Source organism: Streptomyces sp. NPDC007856 (genome assembly GCF_042868225.1).
GTDB lineage: Bacteria > Actinomycetota > Actinomycetes > Streptomycetales > Streptomycetaceae > Streptomyces.
In genome coordinates this window covers 582,946-600,152 of the sequence record NZ_JBIAEC010000002.1, presented here as the reverse complement: position 1 = coordinate 600,152, position 17,207 = coordinate 582,946, and the positions used below count along the sequence as shown (strand labels likewise).

Annotated in this window: 16 protein-coding genes and 3 tRNA genes; 7 read left to right on the top strand and 12 right to left on the bottom strand. The window is 72.9% G+C overall.

Features of this window, described 5'->3' with window-relative positions:
* On the bottom strand, positions 1 to 1,440 hold the full coding sequence (locus ACFYOH_RS07260; RefSeq protein ID WP_388622047.1) for an FGGY family carbohydrate kinase: 1,440 nt from the start codon (positions 1,438 to 1,440) through the stop codon (positions 1 to 3).
* 72 nt (positions 1,441 to 1,512) lie between these two features.
* The gene (locus ACFYOH_RS07255; RefSeq protein ID WP_388622045.1) at positions 1,513 to 1,818 is read right to left on the bottom strand and encodes a YtxH domain-containing protein; all 306 of its coding nucleotides are present in this window, start codon (positions 1,816 to 1,818) and stop codon (positions 1,513 to 1,515) included.
* A gap of 159 nt (positions 1,819 to 1,977) precedes the next feature.
* Between ACFYOH_RS07255 and ACFYOH_RS07250 the strand changes: the two genes are divergently transcribed.
* The 3 genes from ACFYOH_RS07250 to ACFYOH_RS07240 all read left to right on the top strand — a co-directional run bounded on the left by ACFYOH_RS07250 (position 1,978) and on the right by ACFYOH_RS07240 (position 2,382).
* Positions 1,978 to 2,050 (top strand) — tRNA-Asn (locus tag ACFYOH_RS07250).
* Between the two features lie 6 nt (positions 2,051 to 2,056).
* A tRNA-Asn gene (locus ACFYOH_RS07245) sits at positions 2,057 to 2,129 on the top strand.
* 176 nt (positions 2,130 to 2,305) lie between these two features.
* Positions 2,306 to 2,382, top strand: a tRNA-Ile gene (locus tag ACFYOH_RS07240).
* A 199-nt stretch (positions 2,383 to 2,581) separates the two neighbouring features.
* Here ACFYOH_RS07240 and ACFYOH_RS07235 read toward each other — a convergent pair.
* Together ACFYOH_RS07235 and ACFYOH_RS07230 are read right to left on the bottom strand one after the other, a co-directional pair.
* Positions 2,582 to 2,731, bottom strand: a complete 150-nt coding sequence (locus ACFYOH_RS07235) for a hypothetical protein (protein ID WP_388622339.1) — start codon at positions 2,729 to 2,731, stop codon at positions 2,582 to 2,584.
* Between the two features lie 182 nt (positions 2,732 to 2,913).
* Entirely contained in the window at positions 2,914 to 3,450 is a 537-nt protein-coding gene (locus ACFYOH_RS07230; RefSeq protein WP_388622044.1) for a hypothetical protein, read from the bottom strand.
* Positions 3,451 to 3,761: 311 nt separating this feature from the next.
* Here ACFYOH_RS07230 and ACFYOH_RS07225 point away from each other — a divergent pair, with 311 nt between their 5' ends.
* The 4 genes from ACFYOH_RS07225 (at position 3,762) to ACFYOH_RS07210 (ending at position 6,855) form a co-directional block, all read left to right on the top strand.
* A complete protein-coding gene (locus ACFYOH_RS07225) occupies positions 3,762 to 3,995 on the top strand; it encodes a type II toxin-antitoxin system VapB family antitoxin (RefSeq protein WP_250400441.1) in 234 nt (77 codons plus the stop codon).
* Positions 3,992 to 4,399, top strand: a complete 408-nt coding sequence (locus ACFYOH_RS07220) for a PIN domain nuclease (protein ID WP_388622042.1) — start codon at positions 3,992 to 3,994, stop codon at positions 4,397 to 4,399. Before ACFYOH_RS07225 ends, ACFYOH_RS07220 begins: the two co-directional genes overlap by 4 nt.
* Before the next feature lie 78 nt (positions 4,400 to 4,477).
* Entirely contained in the window at positions 4,478 to 6,097 is a 1,620-nt protein-coding gene (locus ACFYOH_RS07215) for a TIGR02677 family protein (protein WP_388622040.1), read from the top strand.
* Positions 6,094 to 6,855 carry a TIGR02678 family protein gene (locus ACFYOH_RS07210; RefSeq protein WP_388622038.1) on the top strand — a complete coding sequence of 254 codons (762 nt, stop codon included), beginning with the start codon at positions 6,094 to 6,096 and terminating at the stop codon, positions 6,853 to 6,855. Before ACFYOH_RS07215 ends, ACFYOH_RS07210 begins: the two co-directional genes overlap by 4 nt.
* Positions 6,856 to 7,220: 365 nt before the next feature.
* On the opposite strand, the gene ACFYOH_RS07205 is transcribed toward ACFYOH_RS07210, so the two are convergent.
* The 8 genes from ACFYOH_RS07205 to ACFYOH_RS07170 all read right to left on the bottom strand — a co-directional run bounded on the left by ACFYOH_RS07205 (position 7,221) and on the right by ACFYOH_RS07170 (position 17,109).
* Positions 7,221 to 7,490 carry a hypothetical protein gene (locus ACFYOH_RS07205; RefSeq protein WP_388622036.1) on the bottom strand — a complete coding sequence of 90 codons (270 nt, stop codon included), beginning with the start codon at positions 7,488 to 7,490 and terminating at the stop codon, positions 7,221 to 7,223.
* The gene (locus ACFYOH_RS07200) at positions 7,478 to 7,624 is read right to left on the bottom strand and encodes a hypothetical protein (protein ID WP_388622034.1); all 147 of its coding nucleotides are present in this window, start codon (positions 7,622 to 7,624) and stop codon (positions 7,478 to 7,480) included. The genes ACFYOH_RS07205 and ACFYOH_RS07200 overlap by 13 nt, the downstream gene beginning before the upstream one ends.
* Positions 7,621 to 7,761: a hypothetical protein gene (locus ACFYOH_RS07195; protein ID WP_388622032.1), complete on the bottom strand. Its 141-nt coding sequence runs from the start codon at positions 7,759 to 7,761 to the stop codon at positions 7,621 to 7,623. The genes ACFYOH_RS07200 and ACFYOH_RS07195 overlap by 4 nt, the downstream gene beginning before the upstream one ends.
* A gap of 779 nt (positions 7,762 to 8,540) precedes the next feature.
* Complete coding sequence (locus tag ACFYOH_RS07190; RefSeq protein WP_388622030.1) at positions 8,541 to 9,578, bottom strand: rod shape-determining protein; 1,038 nt, start codon at positions 9,576 to 9,578, stop codon at positions 8,541 to 8,543.
* Positions 9,579 to 9,741: 163 nt separating this feature from the next.
* Positions 9,742 to 13,977 carry an SAV_2336 N-terminal domain-related protein gene (locus ACFYOH_RS07185; protein ID WP_388622028.1) on the bottom strand — a complete coding sequence of 1,412 codons (4,236 nt, stop codon included), beginning with the start codon at positions 13,975 to 13,977 and terminating at the stop codon, positions 9,742 to 9,744.
* Positions 13,967 to 14,980 (bottom strand): AAA family ATPase, encoded by a 1,014-nt coding sequence (locus ACFYOH_RS07180; protein WP_388622026.1) that lies wholly within the window; start codon positions 14,978 to 14,980, stop codon positions 13,967 to 13,969. The genes ACFYOH_RS07185 and ACFYOH_RS07180 overlap by 11 nt, the downstream gene beginning before the upstream one ends.
* A gap of 24 nt (positions 14,981 to 15,004) precedes the next feature.
* The gene (locus tag ACFYOH_RS07175) at positions 15,005 to 16,681 is read right to left on the bottom strand and encodes a trypsin-like peptidase domain-containing protein (RefSeq protein ID WP_388622024.1); all 1,677 of its coding nucleotides are present in this window, start codon (positions 16,679 to 16,681) and stop codon (positions 15,005 to 15,007) included.
* Positions 16,678 to 17,109 carry a CU044_2847 family protein gene (locus ACFYOH_RS07170; protein ID WP_388622022.1) on the bottom strand — a complete coding sequence of 144 codons (432 nt, stop codon included), beginning with the start codon at positions 17,107 to 17,109 and terminating at the stop codon, positions 16,678 to 16,680. The genes ACFYOH_RS07175 and ACFYOH_RS07170 overlap by 4 nt, the downstream gene beginning before the upstream one ends.
* Positions 17,110 to 17,207 lie beyond the last annotated feature (98 nt).

Sequence of the window (17,207 nt, the reverse complement as noted above, 5' to 3'; positions counted from 1 at the left end):
CTAAGAGCGGAACGCCCCCGGGTGGGTCTGCTCCCGCACCGCCGTGAACTGCTGCCGCACAGCCTGGCCCACGGGCAGCTCGTCGCCCGGCTCCAGCACCTGCGCCGCCGCGCCCTGCCAGGCCGGCGGGGTACGCGGATCGAGCGCGCCCTGCGACACACCGAGCGCCCAGGCCGCCTGCCGGGCCGCGCCGATCGCCGCGTAGTCCGCGGGCTGCGGTACGACGACCTGCGCGCCGAACAGCGAGGGCGCCGAGGCCTGCACGGCGGGCAGCTCGGCGGCCGGCCCGAGCAGGAAGATCCGCCGCACGTCCACGCCCCGCCCGCGCAGCACGTCCAGCGCGTCGCCGAGCCCGCACAGCATGCCCTCGAACGCGGCCCGCGCCAGATGCTCTGGCTTCATCGACTCGCGCCTGAGGCCCGCGATCGTCCCGGCGGTGTGCGGCAGATTCGGCGTCCGCTCACCCTCCAGGTAGGGGAGCAGGACCAGTCCGTGCGCGCCCGGCGTGGACTTCATCGCCAGCTCGGACAGGCTCTCCAGATCCGGCAGCCCGAGGAGTTCGGCGGTTCCGCGCAGGGTCCGTACGGCGTTCAGGGTGGTCACGACCGGCAGGTGCATGCCGGTGGCGTCGGCGAGGGAGGTGATCATCCCGGACTGGTCGGCGAGCGCCTCGGGGTGCACGGCCATCACGGACCCGGAGGCACCGAGGGACACGACCGCGTCCCCCAGCCCGATCCCGAGCCCGAACGCGGCGGCCATGGTCTCCCCGGTCCCGGCGGAGATCAGCAGCCCCTCCGGGGTCGTACCGGCCGCGTCCGACGGGCCGATCACCTCCGGCAGCATCGCCTGATGGCCGAGCGCCAGCTCGACCAGGTCGGGCCGGTAGGCGCCGGTGGCGGCAGACCAGTACCCGGTGCCGGACGCCCCACCGCGATCGGTGGTCCTGCGCACCGGCCGCCCGAGCAACTGCCAGACCAGCCAGTCGTGCGCCTGCAGCAGTACGGCCGTGCGGCGGGCGTTCTCGGGCTCGGACTTGGCGAGCCAGCGCAGTTTGGTGACGGGCTGGGCGGCCTGCGGCACGCACCCGACGGCCTGCGCCCAGGCCTCCCGCCCGCCGAGCGCGTCGATCAGGTCGGCCGCCGCGACCTGCGCCCGCTTGTCGCCGCCGACCAGCGCCGGGCGCACGGTGTTGCCCTGGGCGTCCAGCGGGACCAGTGCGTTCTGCTGGGCCGACACGCCGATGGCCTGCACGCCCTCCAGGAGGCCGCCGCCGGCCGCCTCACCGAGGGAGAGCAGCCAGGCCTGCGGGTCCACGTCACTGGGCCGGCCCTCCACTGGATGCGAGGCGTATCCCTGCCGCAGTACGGCACCGGTGTCCGTGTCGCAGACCACGATGCGTGTGAAGTCCGGTGAGCTGTCCAAGCCGGCGACTATCCCCATGCCCTGAATTTTGCAGCATTCCTGTGGATGCGGTGGCAGTGGGCGGCCAAGCGAGTGGGGAGGCGTGCACTCCTACGTGTTGCTCGTGCCCCAGTCGTCCTCCGGGGTGCCGTTCAGGTTCCGTTCCCGGAGGGAGCGGACCCGCTGCGCCACGGCCTCGGGGACGCGGTCGCCGACCTTGTCGCTGACCGTGTGGAAGGCCTTGCCGGCGTACTGGCGGCCCTGCTGGGCGGCGGTCTCGGCGGTATTGCGGACGGCCGGGTTCTGCGCGATCCGCCGAGCGGACTTCTTCAGCTGCTCGTAGCGCTCGCGACCGGCCCTCGTGCCGAGCACGTAACCGAGGGCCAGTCCGGCGACGAACGTGAGCCGGTAGCGCATGGCTGCCACCCTTCCCTTGCCTTGGTCTGCGGTGCGACGTGGGCGCCGAGGGGAACCGATTGGCGGAACACCCCCCTGCTTGCGCTAATGTATGTGTCGCAGCGAGCGAGCGCCCCCTGGCGAATACCCGGGGAGGTACGTTCGATGCAAACGAGGCGATCCTCCGTAGCTCAATTGGCAGAGCAGCCGGCTGTTAACCGGCAGGTTACTGGTTCGAGTCCAGTCGGGGGAGCTTCGGTCCTCCGTAGCTCAATTGGCAGAGCAGCCGGCTGTTAACCGGCAGGTTACTGGTTCGAGTCCAGTCGGGGGAGCGCGATGAACGAGGACCCCTTGGGGGTCCTTTTTCATGCCCGGGGGAACCGTCGCGCCCGCGTCAATGTCCTCAAGGTCATGAGCAGCGCGGAAGCCGACCATCCGAAGCAGGAGATCGTATGAGCGGCTATGCTGCGGCAGACGGCGCGCACAGTTGTACGCGACACGCCGCTATGGGGCGGTAGCTCAGCCGGTTAGAGCAGCGGACTCATAATCCGTCGGCCGTGGGTTCGAGTCCCACCCGCCCCACCAAGCGCAGGTCAGAGAAACGTTCTGACCTGCGGAAACGTCTCTTCGGTCAAGTTGGGTCTCGAACTCTGGCCGAACGGAGGGAATCCGCTGTTCACAGGCGTTGGCGAAGGCCCTTGCGCTGCGCTCGGTCGACTCGGTCGAGTCGACGCCCCGTTCGGCCGGGGCGCGGCCACCCCGCACGCCCCGGCTTCCGAGCGCCCTATGCCAGCACCACCCCCTGGATCCGCGACAGCGTGAACCCCCGCTCGTCGTCGCGCAGATGGCACCAGGCGTCCAGGTACGGCGGGTTGAGGTCCAGGTCGCTGACAGTGCGGATCGTGTGGTTGCCGCTGGTCGCGACATACTCGATGGTGACCGCCGTGCCCTCGTCGACCGCGTGGGCGAGTTGGCGTACGTCGGTGTGCGAGAGGTTGCGGGCGTATTCGGCGATGATCTCCTCGGTGCCCGTGCCGAAGGGGACGCCGTCGGACGGGTCGGGAGCGGGGGGCGGTGAGTGGTGCGGCCGCGAGACGGGTGGCCAGTGCCGTCAGGTCAGCGAGCGCCGGGGCGGTGGCCGTGCGGAACCGGGCGCCCGGCGCTGTGCTCGCGCTGCGAGGCGGTGGCACCGGCGCGGTCGCCCGGTGGCCGCGGGGACGTTTTCCGGGTGTCCGCCGGGACGCGTCCGATCAGGTCGGCCAGGCGCTGAGGGTCGCCGTGGTGTTCCAGGAGAGTCGCGAGGCGCTGCGGTTTGGTCGTAGAAGGCCGCACGCCCAGCGCCACGAGCATGCGGCGCAGATCGTCGGAGGTCGCGTCCTTGAGTAGCACGGCCAGGGGGGCGTCGAGTCCGAGCGGTGCGCTCCACGCCCTCCGCAGCGGCGCGGCCATGTGCAGCGTGTCCTCGCTATCCGGCCAGACCAGCGCATGCGTGGCGAGCAAGTGAAGTGCCGCTTCCAGACCTTGAGCGGCCTCACCCTCCACTGCGTCCAGAAGATCCGCAAGGGCGTCGCGGGGAGCCGGTGTCCGCAGCGCGGCGAGCGCCTCGGCCGCCTGCAGCGCGGGCAGCGGGATCCGGGGCAGGGCCAGGGCCACCGAGCCGCGGCGTCCGGCCGTGCCTCCAGTACCTGCGCCAGGTTCACGGCATCGAGGCGGTGGAGCCACGCGGCCAGGGGCGAGACGTCGGATGTCACTGATCAGGGCACCTTGCTCCGGGGGACGTGCAGGCATGTGGTGGCCGACCATGGGGTGCACGGCCGTATGGCCCCCCAGCATGGCGGATTGGCGGATTGGCGGATGCGGGCGCGAGCGGCTCGTCGCGGCACACGTCAGGACACGACGCAACGCATGTTGGTGATGTATGTTGGTTATGTACATCGTGTCCTCTCACTGGCGGGGGTGGCCGTATGTCCGTGACCCAGATCGATCTCGATGACGAGGCGCTGGCCGAGGCGATGCGCCTGATGGGCGCGTCCACGAAGAAGGAGACGGTCAATGCTGCCCTGCGGGACTACGTAGCCCGGATCAGACGACTGGAGGCGGCGGAGAAGCTGGCCGCACGCGGTGAGCGAGGCGAGTTCGACGCCGCAGCGGCCGCGCACGAGGCCCGTAAGCGTGCCCGTCGGGCAGCCTTCGAGTGATCACCTATCTTCTCGACACCTCGGCCCTGTGGCACCTCTTCCGCACTTCAGGGGCCCTGCGCCCCTGGGAGGGGCATATCGCCGCCGGGGTGTTCCACATCTGCGAGCCCACCCGTACCGAGTTCTTGTACTCGGCCACAGGGCCAGTGCACCGGGATGAACTCGCCGAGGAGTTGGACGCGTTGTGCGGGCTCTCTCCGGTGCCGAAGAACGCCTGGCGCTGGGTGGACACCGCCCAGTACAAGCTCACCCAGCGCGGTCAGCATCGCTCTGCGGGTGCCGTCGACCTTCTGGTCTGCGCGACAGCGGTCCACCACGGCCACACCGTGCTCCACGTGGACAACGACTTCGCCGCCGTGGCCGCGGTGCTCAAGGAAGTGGAACAGCGGGACGCCCGGGCCTGATCACGCTCGATAACTCAGCGTGAAGATTGGGCCCATGATTGTCGGGGCGAGGTGTGCGTCGGGAACAATGCCGAGACGATGACACCGCAGCCTGCCGAGCCCGATCGCACCGAGTCCGCGGAATCCTCCGCGCGTACCGACTCCTCCGGCCATGCCTCGTACGCTCCTTTCGCGCACCTCACCGCGCCCAACAGCGCCCTCTACCGCGACGTGATGGGGGCGTTCCTCGCGGCCAAGGAGCGGTTCGCGGTGCATCTGCGGCCCGAGGACGTGCACGCGGCGCTGCCCCCTCAGCGGCGGCCCGCAGCCCTGGACGCCGTGGTCAAGGCACTGGACAGCCTCGTCGAGTGGGGCAATCTGCGCGCGGACCCGGACACCTCGCGCGTCACGGCGGTGGAGGATTTCTACCGCAAGCGGTTCATCTACCAGCTCACACAGGCCGGCGAGGCCGCCGAGCAGGCGCTGACCGCGTACGACGAGGCACTGGGGCGGCGTGGCGCCCTGCAGGCGGTGGCGCTGCACGACATCGTCACGCAGCTGCGGGCCCTGCTGGTGATCGCCGTCGAGGAGGGGGAAGGGCAGCCGGACGCGGCCAAGGCACACCTGGCGCTGTCCACGCTGACCGGCCGGTTCGAGGCCCTGGCCGAGAACGCGCGGGCGTTCATGGGGTCGCTGCAGCGCACCATCGACCTGCACGGCGTCGCGGTGGAGGTCTTCCTCGCCTACAAGGACCGGCTGATCCAGTACCTGGAGCGGTTCATCCAGGATCTGATCACTCTCGGCGGGCGGATCGCCCTGCTCATCGGGGAACTGGAGGAGCAGGGCCGGGTCGACGCCCTGCTGCGGCTGGCGGCGGCGCGGGAGGCGGCCGACGCCGCCCCGGACGAGGCCGAGAGCGCCGAGGCGCGGGCGTACGCACGATGGGCGGCGAAGTGGGCGGGCCTGGCCGCCTGGTTCGTGTCGGCGGACGGCCGCGAGTCCCAGGCCCGGCTGCTGCGCGGACGCGCCCTCGGGGCGATCCCGCAACTCCTCGCCGTCGTACGGCAGTTGACCGAGCGGCGGGCCGGGCGTTCGGACCGGTCGGCGGACTTCCGCACGCTGGCCCGCTGGTTCGCCGAGGCCCTCGACGACGCGGCGCGGCACCGCCTGTGGCGCGCCGCCTTCGGCCTGTATCCCGCTCGGCATCTCACCGTCGACGCCGACACGCTCTCCGAGCGCACGGCCCACCCGGTGGCCGCGTCCACCCCGTGGGCCGAGGCCGAGCCACTGCGGATCAGCCCGCAGCTGCGCCGCACCGGAAGCTACGAGCGGCGCGGCAAGCCCCGCAAGGTGCAGGACCGGTCCGAACAGCGGCGGCAGCTCGCCGAGATCGCCGCCAAGCAGGCGGAGGAGATCACCGCCGCCCGCGCCCGGCTGGCGACGGACGGCACCACCCGGCTGTCCGCACTGGGAGAGCTCGACCCGGTGGCCTTCGGCCTGCTCCTGCGCCTCCTCGGCGACGCCCTGGCCACCTGGCGGCCCGGCATGACGACGACCGCCGCCACCAGCAACGACGGCACGATGGAGATCCGGCTGACCGCGCTGACCGACGGTACGACGGCCGAGATACCCACCCCGGGTGGCGTGTTCCGCGGCCCCGACCACCTCGTCGAGATCACCGACCTCACCACCGGCACCCCCGCACGGGAGGCGCGATGACCACCCCCCTGGGCGAGGTCCTGGACAGCCGGCGCACCGCCGAGCTCCACAAGGCCGCCCGCGCCCTGCTGAAGGAGCCGCTGCTGCTCGCGCACGGCCCGGACGCCGATGCCTATCGCCTCGTGCGCCAGTACGCCGCCGAACTGCGCGACTGGTTCGACCGCAACACCGGCTGGTCGCTGCGGGTGGACGCGGAGGCCGCCCGGCTGCGTAAGACGCCCGGCAGCCTCGCCGATGCGACCCATCCGGCGCGGGAGGCCTCCCGAGCTGGTGCGCCGTTCACCCGCCGCCGCTATGTGCTGCTGTGTCTGGCGCTCGCCGCGCTGGAGCGCGGTGAGGCGCAGATCGCGCTCGGCCGCCTCGCCGAACAGGTGGTTCTCGACGCCGCCGACCCGCACCTGGCCGCCGCCGGGATCGAGTTCACGCTGGAGCGGCGCGACGAGCGCCTGGACCTCGCCGCCGTCGTACGGCTGCTGCTGCGCCACGGTGTGCTACGGCGGGTCGCCGGGGACGAGGACGCCTACGTCAGCGGGACGGGCGACGTGCTCTACGACGTCCAGCGCCGTGTCCTCGCCGGACTGCTCGCCGCCCGCCACGGCCCGTCGACGATCACCGCCGACGGTTTCGAGGAGCGGCTGGCCCGGCTCACCGCGGAGCTGGCCTGCAGACGGTCGCCGACGTGCAGGCGAACCGCCTCGGTCCAGGCATGGGATGTCGCGTTCCAGTACAGATGGTGCGCGGTTCCGACGATCACCTGACTGGTCCAGGCATAGCTCTGACGCGTAAATAGCTCCAGGTCAGGGTAGGTCTGGGCAGGGCTGGGTGCCCGGTGGTCAGTTGAGTGCAGAGCGGCATGGCCGGTTCGAGCGGGAACGGGGCACGCGTCTGGCACTGGTACCTGTACTTGAGCCGCCACGCCACCCGCCGTAGCCACCGCCGTCCCGGCTTGGATCGCGGTGCAGCGCCCTGCGTGCCGGCCGACGATCTTCGTCGCGCCCGCACGGAAGCGGCTGTCCCAAGGGCCCGTCGAACCGACGCAGTCGGCATGCGGTCCGTGCGGGGGTTCACCCGAGCGGTGCGGCCTACAGGTCGTCCGGTAGGAGCCGGAAGGCGGGATGGCCGGTCAAGGACGGACCGTGCGGAAGTGATGGTCGGTGGTGAGCAGGGCGTCGGTGCGGTAGGCGGCGGCCAGGGCGACGTTCATGGCGTCGGCCAGTCCCATGCCTTTACCGCCGTCGGTGTCGGCGTACCCCTCTGCGACCGCGATCGCCGCACTCAGGTGTTGGCTGACAGGCGGTACCTCGAATCGGCGCGTCGCCACGTTGCGTTCGATGAACCGGGCCGCCGCCAGAGCTTTGCGGGCTCCGGCGCGTGTCGCGATCAGGTAGGCCAACTCGGCCAGAACCAGGGGGAGATGACCAGGTGGCTGGTCGCTGCCAGTGCCTTCCTGTGCTCCTGGTGGCCGGTGAGGTTCGGGTCGAGCAGGCAGTACAGGCCGTTGGTGTCGGCGATGGCGACCAGGGTCACGCGCCCATCCCCTTGAGCGTGTCCTCGATCTCGTCGTCGGTGAGGTCGGGCAGGCCGAGGTCGGGCAGGTCGAGGTCGCCCATGGGGTCGGTCGGGTACGGGGGGGGCGGTGTCGTATATCGATATACATGATCCATGATGTCCGAGCGATGGCGAAGGAGCCGACCCGGGACCGCGCCCACGTTCGCCGTGTGTCCGGCCAGGCCGAGATCGGTCAGTTCCTGAGGTCGGTCAGTCCTTGGCCGAGGCTCGTGCGCTCATCCTCCGGGCCATCGGGGCGCTGCACTGAACCGGCGCTCGCCCGCCACCCTGTTCGCCGACAGCGGTATCCGGGCGGCTGGTTGACCCGTACATGCTTGAACGGCCCCTGTGCCGGGCACCCACCCCCTACCGGCGTCGGCCGCCGGGCCATTTCGGCAGAGGGAGGGCGTCATGGACCGTCGCATCCGGGTACGCGTCATCCGGCGCCCCACCTCCCCGCGTGACCGGGAGATCGACCGCAGGACGCCGTCGGGGCGCATCCTGCCGTACTGACCGCCTGGCCCGTCCGTGCGTCAGGACGCGCGCCGCGCTTTCCGTCACCTTCGGTAGCGGATCCGCTCGGTGGGCGAGTGCGAGCAGGGTTCGTACGGTGTGTTCGGCCTTGCCCAGGAGGGGCTGCCGGTGGGCTGTGACGGCGACTGGGCGGATGCGCTCGCTCAGGGGCAGTTCGACCATCGAGCCGCCGCTGGCCTGCGCGGCGGGCAGGCGTCAGCCGCTGCCGCTGATCGTGACCGCGGAACCGGCGCGGAGTACGCAGCGAGGAGCCGATGCGCGCTCAACGGCATCCGCCGGGCAGCGGCGGCGCTGGGCGTGATCGCGGTGATCGCGGTGCTGCCGGTTTCCCGCTCGGGTGAGTGGGCGAGGGGCGTCGGCCTCAGGCCGCCAGCGGGTTCAGCACCATGGGCTCGATACGGCCCTCCAGCATCATGCCGAGGCCCTGGGCCGCGCAGATGTCGGGCCGCTCGGCGATGTGCACCGGCATCCCGGTGGCCTCCCGCAGCATCTGGTCGAAGCCGGGCAGCAGCGCCGAGCCGCCGACCATCGTGATCCCGCTGTCGGCGAGGTCGGCGACCAGGTCGGGCGGGCACTCGCGCAACACCTTGCCGATGCCGTCGAGCACGGCGGTCAGCGGGGTCTGGATCGCGTCCCGCACGGTTGCGGTGTCGACGTGCACGCTGCGGGCGAGCCCGGTGGCCACGTCCCGGCCGTGGATCTCCGTGGTCTCCGGGCCGTGCGCGGTCAGCCCGTTGCCGGACAGAGCCAGTTGCAGCGGCCGTACCGACTGGCTGGGCAGCATCAGCTCGTGCTCGTGCCGCAGGAGCTGCACGATCGCGTGGTCCACCGCCTCACCGCCCACCGGGATCCGTTCGGCGGTGACGATGGAGCCGAGCGAGAGGACGGCCACCTGGGTGGCGGCCGCCCCGCACACCATGATCATCGTGGCCTCGGGGCGTTCCACCGGCAGCCCGCACCCCACCGCGGCGGCGATCAGCGTGTCCACCAGCTCGACCCTTCTGGCCCCCAGTCCGACCAGCGTCTCGATGGTCGCCCGCTGGGCCAGCGGGTCGGCGTCGTGCGGGGTGCAGGCCGCCGCGCGCAGCCGGAGATTGCGGCGCAGGCTACGGCGCGTCTTGTCGCCGAGCAGTTGCCTCAGCATGCGCTGGGCCATCTCGATGTCGACCACCGTGCCGCCGGAGATGGGCCGGGCGACCCTGATGTACCCCGGCGTCCGTCCCGTCATCTTCTCCGCGAACTCGCCCACGGCTATGAGCGCCCCGGTACGGGTGTTCACTGCGGCGACCGAGGGCTGGTCGACGACGAGGCCGGCGCCCTTCACATACACACGGGTGCGGGCGGCACCCAGGTCGACGGCGAAGTGGCAGCGGCGCAACTGCTCCAGACTGACGGTCACGGCGGATCCTCCGAGTGCACGGGCCTTGGGCGCCCGCCCGGTCGGCGGGTGTCTTCCTCACACTGCATCCTGCGCGCGGGCCGGCGGCGGGCGCCTGCTGGAGGGGGCCGGGCGGGGTGCCGCTGAATGGGGGGTTTCCGGGGCGGTGCGGTGTGTCGCGTGGTCAGGGACCGATCCGGGTGATGCGCAGCTCCCAGCGGACCGTGCAACCGGGTACGTCGTCGGGCCGGACCGGGGCCAGTGATATGCGTGCCCCCGGCATGGCGTCCGGATGGGTGGCCGCCAGGTGCCGCAGCCGCCCGCGCACGAGTTCCCTGATGAGCTCGGGGAACGACGCGGCGTCCGAGTGCGCCACGGCCTGGAGCGGGTCGCTGACGCGCCAGATCGCCGTGCCGGTGGCCCGGAAGGACGACTCCGTCTCGTCCAGCTGCAGGCGGCGCTCGGTGAGGTCGACCTCGAAGTACTCGGTGACCCCCGGGCGCCGGATGAGGCTGGGTTCCCCTACGTCGGACCGGTGGACGACGGTCCTGGTCTCGCCCGTCCCCTCGGGGAGGACGTCACCGGAGGGCAGCGGGTGAGGGCCGAGGACGGGCGGAAGCGAGTGCGTGCCGTCGAAGAGCAGGCGCTCGAGCAGGCACAGCCGGTACCATCCCGCCGCCGTGCCCCGGCGCAGCGGCTGCAGCCAGGGCGCCAGGTCGGGATCCTCGTCCAGCTCGTCCCGCAGCGTCTGCGGTACGGCCACGATGCCCCGCCGGTCCTCGGAGGCGTCCAGCGTCCTGCGGACGGCCACCGCGTCCGGGGTCTCCGCAAGGCCGTCGTCCGAGACGCAGGAGAAGGTCACCAGCCATCTGCGGCCGCCCAGGTGCACGACCTCTCTCTCGAAGTGCGCCACTGTGGCATGCAGCAGCGGCAGCCCCGGCACGTCCCGCGCCGTCTCCACCGACCAGCCACGGTCCGTCGCGGTCAGCTCGTACGCGCCGGGGGCCAGGCCGCTCGCCGTCAGCAGCCGGGTGACCGCCCGGCCGAGCGCCGCCACGGTGTCCGGGTGCCGCCCGTCGTCGGCGAACTCGAAGGTGGCGATGGTGCGGTACGTGGGCGGCGGCTCGTCGTCGAGGCCGGCGTAGGGATCGTCGTCGTCCTCGTAGGGCTGCTCGTCGTACGGCCCGTCGGGCTCCTCGGCGAGCGGGTCGTCCACGGCGAACAGGCTCTCCGGCACCACGTTCTGCGGCAGCGGTGCCTCCACCGCCGACTCCCGTTCCCGCATCTCGAAGATCGACGGCAGCGACTCCTCGGTGGGGAAGCTGCCCTCCGGCAGGGCGTCCGGCTCCGGGACCGGGTTCTGCGAGAGCGGGGCGGTGTCGAAGTCGTCGGCGGGGGAGTCCTCCGAGGGGGCGTCGTACTCCCCGCGGAGCTCGTGCCCCAGGGCGAGCAGCTCCGGGTTCCGGCCGCCGGAGAGCTCGTAGTCCTCGTACACCTCCAGGGCTTCCTCGGTACGGCCCTGGCGGCGCAGGGCGATCATCAGCAGCCGGCGGAAGTCCTCCCGGGCAGGGTACTGCCGCATCAGGTCGGTGAGTTGTGCGGCGGCGCGCTCGAACTCGCCCAGATCCAGGTCGAGTTCGGCCCGCTTGCGGTACAGGGCTAGCCGCAGCCGCAGGAGGCGGGTGCGGGCGGTGCGGGCAGCGGGGCCGGGGACGTCGGCGAGGGGACCGGCGTCGTGCCAGAGGGCCAGTGCCCGGTCCAGGTGGTCCCGTGCCTGCTGGGCGAACCCAGGAGCCTCCAGTTCGGCGGCCGTCCGCTCCAGTTCCTCACATTCGAGCAGGTCCACGCGGTCGGCGCTGGTGTGCAGGGCGTACCCGTCGGGGAGCGTCGCGAGGGCCCCGGGGCCCAGCGCCTCGCGCAGCCCCGACGCCAGGCGGCCCAGGACCGCCATCGCGTCCTTCGGTTCCTCGGCGGGGGTCCACAGTCCGGCCCGCAGCTCGTCGTGGGCCACCTTGCGGCCGTGCCGGAGCAGCAGCATGGCGAGCAGCGCGCGGGCCGGCGGCGGGAGTTCCACCGGGCGACCGGATACGTCGACGGTCACCGGGCCGAGGAGCGAGTAGGACCGTGGCTCGTACGCCCGCCGGGCCTCCTCCAGCATCCGGCCGTCCAGGAGCGTCGTCGTACCCGCGTCCCGGTACAGCGAGGAAAGCAAGCGAGAGAAGGCCTTCGCATACGGCCGGTGCAGCGGCTCGGGGAGATGGCGCAGCACACTTTCCGCATCGGCATGCGCGTCCCCGGTGGCCAGGTGCAGCATCAGCCGTCCCAGTGCCCCCAGGTCCGCGTCCCGCGGCACGTTCGACGGCAGGAACGGCTCGAACAGGGTGAGCTTGACCGTACCGTCGGGCAGCAGCACCACCCGGGACATGCTGACGGCGCCGTGCCGGACCCAGCGCGGGTGCGCGGCGTCGAGAGCGCGCGCGAGCTGCGCGCCGATGGACACCGTCAGCGGGGCCGGCAGGTGATAGCCGTTCGGTGCGGCCAAGGCGTTCAGCGGGATGCCGTCCAGGTGCTCCATGACGACGTACGGGATGTCGTCCTCGATGTCGAACTCGTGCACGGTCACCACGTTCGGGTGGTCGAGTCCCTTCAGCGCCTTCGTCTCCCGCAGGAACTGCGCGCGCCGCTCCCGGTCGGTGACGGCCTCGTGCAGCCGCACCACCACCGTCCGGTGCTGCTCGGAGTCCTCGGCCAGCCAGAGGGAGCCGCTCGGGCTCATCCGCCGCAGCAGCCGGTAACGGTCGCCCAGCCCCGGCGGCACCGACCGCCCTGCGGATCCGGAGAGCCTGCGCACGCTCTCCGGGCGTACTGTCGCAAACGCCTCCCCCCGCGCCGCCTCCGCCTCGGTGCCGTCCGCCGCCGGAGTCACCGCACGGAACTCTCCCGGTGCCGCGCCCGCCCGCTCCTCGATCAGGCCGCCCGCCCGGGCCAGCAGGTCCGTCACACGGTTGCGGGACGAGCGGGGCAGTCCGCGCAGCAGCAGGTCCCGCACACCGGGGCGGAAGGCGTAGCTGCCCGGTGGTCCGGGGGCCGTGGTCAGCAGGCCGCTGAGGATGACCTCGGCCAGTTGCTGGGGGCGCGGATCGGGTTCGACCGCGCGCTGCACGAGCCGCATCACCGGCAGGTCGGGGCGGCCGACGGCCAGATGGCCGGCCAGGCGCACCGCCTCCGTGGAGGAGGTCTCGCGGAACCGCAGGACCAGTTCCTCCGGGGTGAGCCGGCCGAGGTCGGTACGCGTCTCGGGGGCGGGATGGCTGCCCAGCGGAGCGGCCGCGCCCGGAACCCCGCTGCCGCCGGCCGACGTCAGCAGGGACGCCCAGTTCGCCAGCCACCGCGGACCGGCCTCCAGGACGGGCAGTGGGACCACGCCCCGGCCCGCGAACCGCGCAGGATCGCCGTCGTACGGGGTGAACCCCAGCGCCGATCCCGGAGCGGCCGGGGACGGCGCGGTCAGCAGACCCGGAGCGGCCGGCAGCGCGCTGTCCCGCCACAGGTGCTCGGGCAGCGGCTGTACGACGGCCACGGGCATCCGGCGGCACCAGCGGCGCAGGGTCGCCTCCCACCGGCTGCCCGCCGGGCCGGGGCGCCACTGTGGGCCCATGCAGTCGCTGATCACCAGGGTGACGGTGCGGCCGTCGGCCGGGCCGTGCGCGCCCGCACCGTGCACCGTGCCTTCGGGCGTCAACCGGACCGGGCTCACCATGCGGAAGACGCCCGACCGGGCCAGCGCCGCCCGCAGTTCGCGGATCAGGGGCAGCCACACGGGCATCGTCGGGCCCGTGTCGTACACCAGGTTGAGGCGCAGCCAGCGCTCCCGGGCGGGACGCAGCACCGGCAGCCATCCCTCGGGGGACCCACCGAGGCGGGCGATGCGGTCGGCGGTGGCCTGCTCGTCGACGCGGTGGCCGGCCGGGGCGTCGGCGTGCCGTTTGAGCGGGCGCAGTGCGCGTTGCAAGCCCAGGGGATGGCGCAGCATCGGCGGCGCGGGGGCGAGGAGGCCGAGGTACGGGCCGGTGTCGCCCGGCACCGGTGACGGCAGGTGCAGCGGGGCCCGGTGCGCTTCCCGCGGCCCGGTCGGGGCGGGCCGCGGCGGCGGGGTCGGCTGCCGCTCCCCGGGCGGTGTCGGGGGTGGCTGGGGCAGCGGCTCAGGGGCAGCGGGTTGGGCGGGCTCCGGGCCGCTGGTGGAGGTGACGGTCGGCTCCGGATCGGCGGCTGCCGGTTCCGGTTCCAACTGGCGTGCCAGCCAGAGCAGTTCGGCCAGTTCCCGTGGTGTGGGACGCACCCCCCGAGCCGCCCCGGCCAGCGCGTCGGCCAGGCGGGCGAGCGGGTCCGCGGGGACGGGGACGGGGACGTCAGAGCCCATCGGTGTGCCGGCCTTCGCCGAGATACGGCATCAGCTGCGCCGCGAGGTCGTCCAGGGAGTCGGCGGGCAGGTCGGCGGAGCGGGCCAGGTAGATGGCGTTGAGCAGTTGGTCGGTGGCCAGGTCGCCGCCACCCACGCGGGACAGGAAGCGGCTGATCAGGGTCTGCGCGTAGGCGTCCGGCTCGTCGTCGAAGTGGGCGCGGACGATGTCCGCAAGCTGCCGGTCGTCCGGCTGCCGCAGCCGCAGCGTCACACAGCGGCGCAGGAACGCGGGCGGGAACTCGCGCTCACCGTTGCTGGTCAGGACGACGAAGGGGAACGCACGGCAGCGGACCCGGCCGCGTTCGACCGGTACGCGGTCGTGGGTGCCGTCGACCATCACCCGTGCCGTCGGGACGTGCCGGGCGGCGCGGACCAGTTCGGGGATCTCGTACTGGCCCTCCTCCAGCACGTTCAGCAGGTCGTTGGGCAGGTCCAGGTCGCTCTTGTCGATCTCGTCGATGAGCAGCGCACGCGGGCGGGCGTAGGGGAGCAGGGCCGTGCCCAGGGGCCCGAGGCGCAGATGGTCCTCCACGCCCGACTCCGGCGTCGGCGTCGACGGGGCCTGGCGGGCGGCGTACAGGCGGGAGAGCGGGTCGTACTGGTAGAGGCCGTCATGCAGGGTGCTGCGGCTGGTGATGTTCCAGCGCAGCACCGGGCCCAGCCGCAGCTCGCGGGCCACCGCGTAGGCCAGCGAGGACTTGCCGGTGCCGGGCGGGCCGGTGACCAGGAGCGGTCGCCGCAGGTACAGGGCGGCGTTGACCAGCTGGACGGTGTCCGGGGTGGCCCGGTACGTCTGCGCGCGGTGGGTGCGGTCCGCCGAGGTGGCCGCGGTGTCGGCGGTGTCGGCGGGCGTGTCCAGCTCGGGGCCGCCGTCGAAGGCCCGCCAGGGCGGGGGAGGCGGCAGCCGGGTGATGCCGTCGTGCGGCTCCTGCGTGCCGGTGTACACGGGCCATAGGGGCATGGGATGCGGTCCTTCTCGGTCGGCTCAGGCCACGGGAGTGTGCAGGCTGGCGGCGGGTTCGGGGAAGCAGCGCGGGTCGTCCCACAGCAGCTGGACCTCCCGTGCCCAGTGCCGCTCGGGCTCCTCCTCCGCCTCGGCCTCCTCCCGCAACTGCTGTATTCGGCGGGGCAGTTCGGCCGGGTGGACACCCGCCACGTGCGGGGCGAGGGCGTCCAGGAATGCCGTACCGGTGCAGGGCGTCGGGTGCGCGGCGGCGCCGGGGCAGCCCTCCCGCGGCCACAGCAGCACCGGAACGGGCATGTTCAGGCCGACGTCGAAGTGCTCGGGTACGGCGGTGGGCGGGGCGGCGAAACCCGCCAGGCCCGCCTCCTGCTCGCGCAGGCGTTTACGCAGACCCAGGGAGGGGGTGTCGCAGTCCACGCGATGCAGCTCCGGTTTCCCGCCCGTGTCCAGCTTCCGCCACTTCTTGCCGAGCTGGTGGCGCAGCCGGGCGCTGTGGTGCCGGGAGCGGTCGGTGACGACCACCGGATGGGCGCAGCCCAGCGGCGTGGGGTCGTCCGCGCTGCACGCCCAGTGCGCCACCGGCAGGTTCAGCAACTCGCGCGGCAACGCGAAGGCCAGCAACTCATCGGCGTCGAAGGAGAGTTCTGCGAAGGCCCGGTCGATGCTGCGTTGCACGTGGGCCTGCACCTCGGCGCGCGGCAGCCGGACCGTGCCCACGGGCCGCCGGCGTCCGTCGCGGTACGCCGACACCGCGACCGTTACCTGGTCGGGTCCGGCGCCGCTGCGGTCGATCTCGACCAGGATCGGCGCCCAGGCGGCGGAGCCGGCCGGGGCCGGCGCGGCCGGGCCCGGCCCGTCCAGCAGGTCCGTGAGCCGGTCGGCGAAGCGGGTGAGCGCTTCGGCCGGCTCCGCGACCTCCCACTGCACATAGCCGGCCGCCGCCCGCAGCGAGGGGAAGCCGCCCGGCGGCAGGGGCGGACCGAAGTCGCCGACGGCGTCCACGAACAACTGGTCCGGTGAGCAGCGAAGACCGGTGGCCTCGGCCCGCCGCACCAGCTCGTACAGCCGTCGCGCCGGATACCCGGCGCCCTGATGCGCCGGCACCAGTTCCCCGAGGGCGGGCCAGTGCCGGGCCAGCACCTCGGTGGGCAGCATCCGCGCGACCAGGACGCCGGGCTCGCCCGCCACCTGGGCGACCATGCCGACCACCCGGCCGTCCGGCAGGGCCGCCGCGGCGCCGCTGAAACCGTGCGTCAGCGGCTGTCCGTGCCCGGCCATGGCCTCCAACTGCACCCATTCGCCCGCGATGCGCGTGGCGGACCGCGCCCGGTACCAGGCGAGCTGCCCCTCGTCGTAACCCTCGGGGAAGCCGTACGCCTCCAATGCCAGCTCCGGCAGGGTCCGTTCGGCGTCCAGCGGGGCGAACCGGGCCGGTGTCAGCGGTACGTCCCGGGCCAGTTCGAGGACGGCCAGGTCGCCGGGGTCGGTGGCGCCACCCCGCCAGCCGCCGTGCACGGCCACCGTCGCGGGCAGCCCAACGAGGTCGGGGCGCTGCGGGAACGACACCGTCAGCGTCCCCGGCTCACTGCTCTGCACGACATGCGCGCAGGTCAGCACGGTGGTGGGCGTCACCAGGAAACCCGCGCCGGCCACCGCGCCCGCGCACTCGATGCGGGCGTGCCAGGAAGCACCTCTCATGGCCGTGATGCCGGCTCCGGGCTGATCACCGACGCGTCCGGCACATCCGACGGGACCGGCGCGTCCGGCACATCCGACGAGACCGACGCCGCCCGCGGCTCCACCGCCGGACGCTCCGCCGACCACCCCAGCCGCACCACCAGCTGCCCCTCCGCCGCGCCCTTGGCGATGACCGCGCCCGCCTCCGCGGTCAGCTTCACGGCGAACTCCAGCTCCACGGAGTCCGGGCGCAGGGCTCCGTCGCGGAAGGTGCGCAGGGCGGAGTGGGCCGCCGCGCGCACGCTGTCCAGGGCGCCCTCGAAGGTGCGCGTGGCCTGGGCGGCCGGTCCGTCACCGCGTGAGACGAGGCGGGTGCCGCCCGCCGGGTCCGCGGTCTCCACGACGACCACGGCACCGTCCTCCGTGGTGAACTCCACCAGCCTGTTCATGACCAGCCCCCGTCCTCTCCCTCATCGGCCAACTCCATTGTCACGGAAGGCGACCGGACTGTCCGCTCCTCCCGCCGTGCCGGGCACCGGAATTGGCG

What these genes read in the sequence shown, in the direction of transcription:
- ACFYOH_RS07260 (WP_388622047.1), bottom strand. Translation starts at nt 1,440, where the DNA reads ATGGGGATAGTCGCCGGCTTGGACAGCTCACCGGACTTCACACGCATC.
- ACFYOH_RS07255 (WP_388622045.1), bottom strand. Translation starts at nt 1,818, where the DNA reads ATGCGCTACCGGCTCACGTTCGTCGCCGGACTGGCCCTCGGTTACGTG.
- ACFYOH_RS07225 (WP_250400441.1), top strand. Translation starts at nt 3,762, where the DNA reads ATGTCCGTGACCCAGATCGATCTCGATGACGAGGCGCTGGCCGAGGCG.
- ACFYOH_RS07215 (WP_388622040.1), top strand. Translation starts at nt 4,478, where the DNA reads ATGACACCGCAGCCTGCCGAGCCCGATCGCACCGAGTCCGCGGAATCC.
- ACFYOH_RS07210 (WP_388622038.1), top strand. Translation starts at nt 6,094, where the DNA reads ATGACCACCCCCCTGGGCGAGGTCCTGGACAGCCGGCGCACCGCCGAG.
- ACFYOH_RS07195 (WP_388622032.1), bottom strand. Translation starts at nt 7,761, where the DNA reads ATGGATCATGTATATCGATATACGACACCGCCCCCCCCGTACCCGACC.
- ACFYOH_RS07185 (WP_388622028.1), bottom strand. Translation starts at nt 13,977, where the DNA reads ATGGGCTCTGACGTCCCCGTCCCCGTCCCCGCGGACCCGCTCGCCCGC.
- ACFYOH_RS07180 (WP_388622026.1), bottom strand. Translation starts at nt 14,980, where the DNA reads ATGCCCCTATGGCCCGTGTACACCGGCACGCAGGAGCCGCACGACGGC.
- ACFYOH_RS07175 (WP_388622024.1), bottom strand. Translation starts at nt 16,681, where the DNA reads ATGAGAGGTGCTTCCTGGCACGCCCGCATCGAGTGCGCGGGCGCGGTG.
- ACFYOH_RS07170 (WP_388622022.1), bottom strand. Translation starts at nt 17,109, where the DNA reads ATGAACAGGCTGGTGGAGTTCACCACGGAGGACGGTGCCGTGGTCGTC.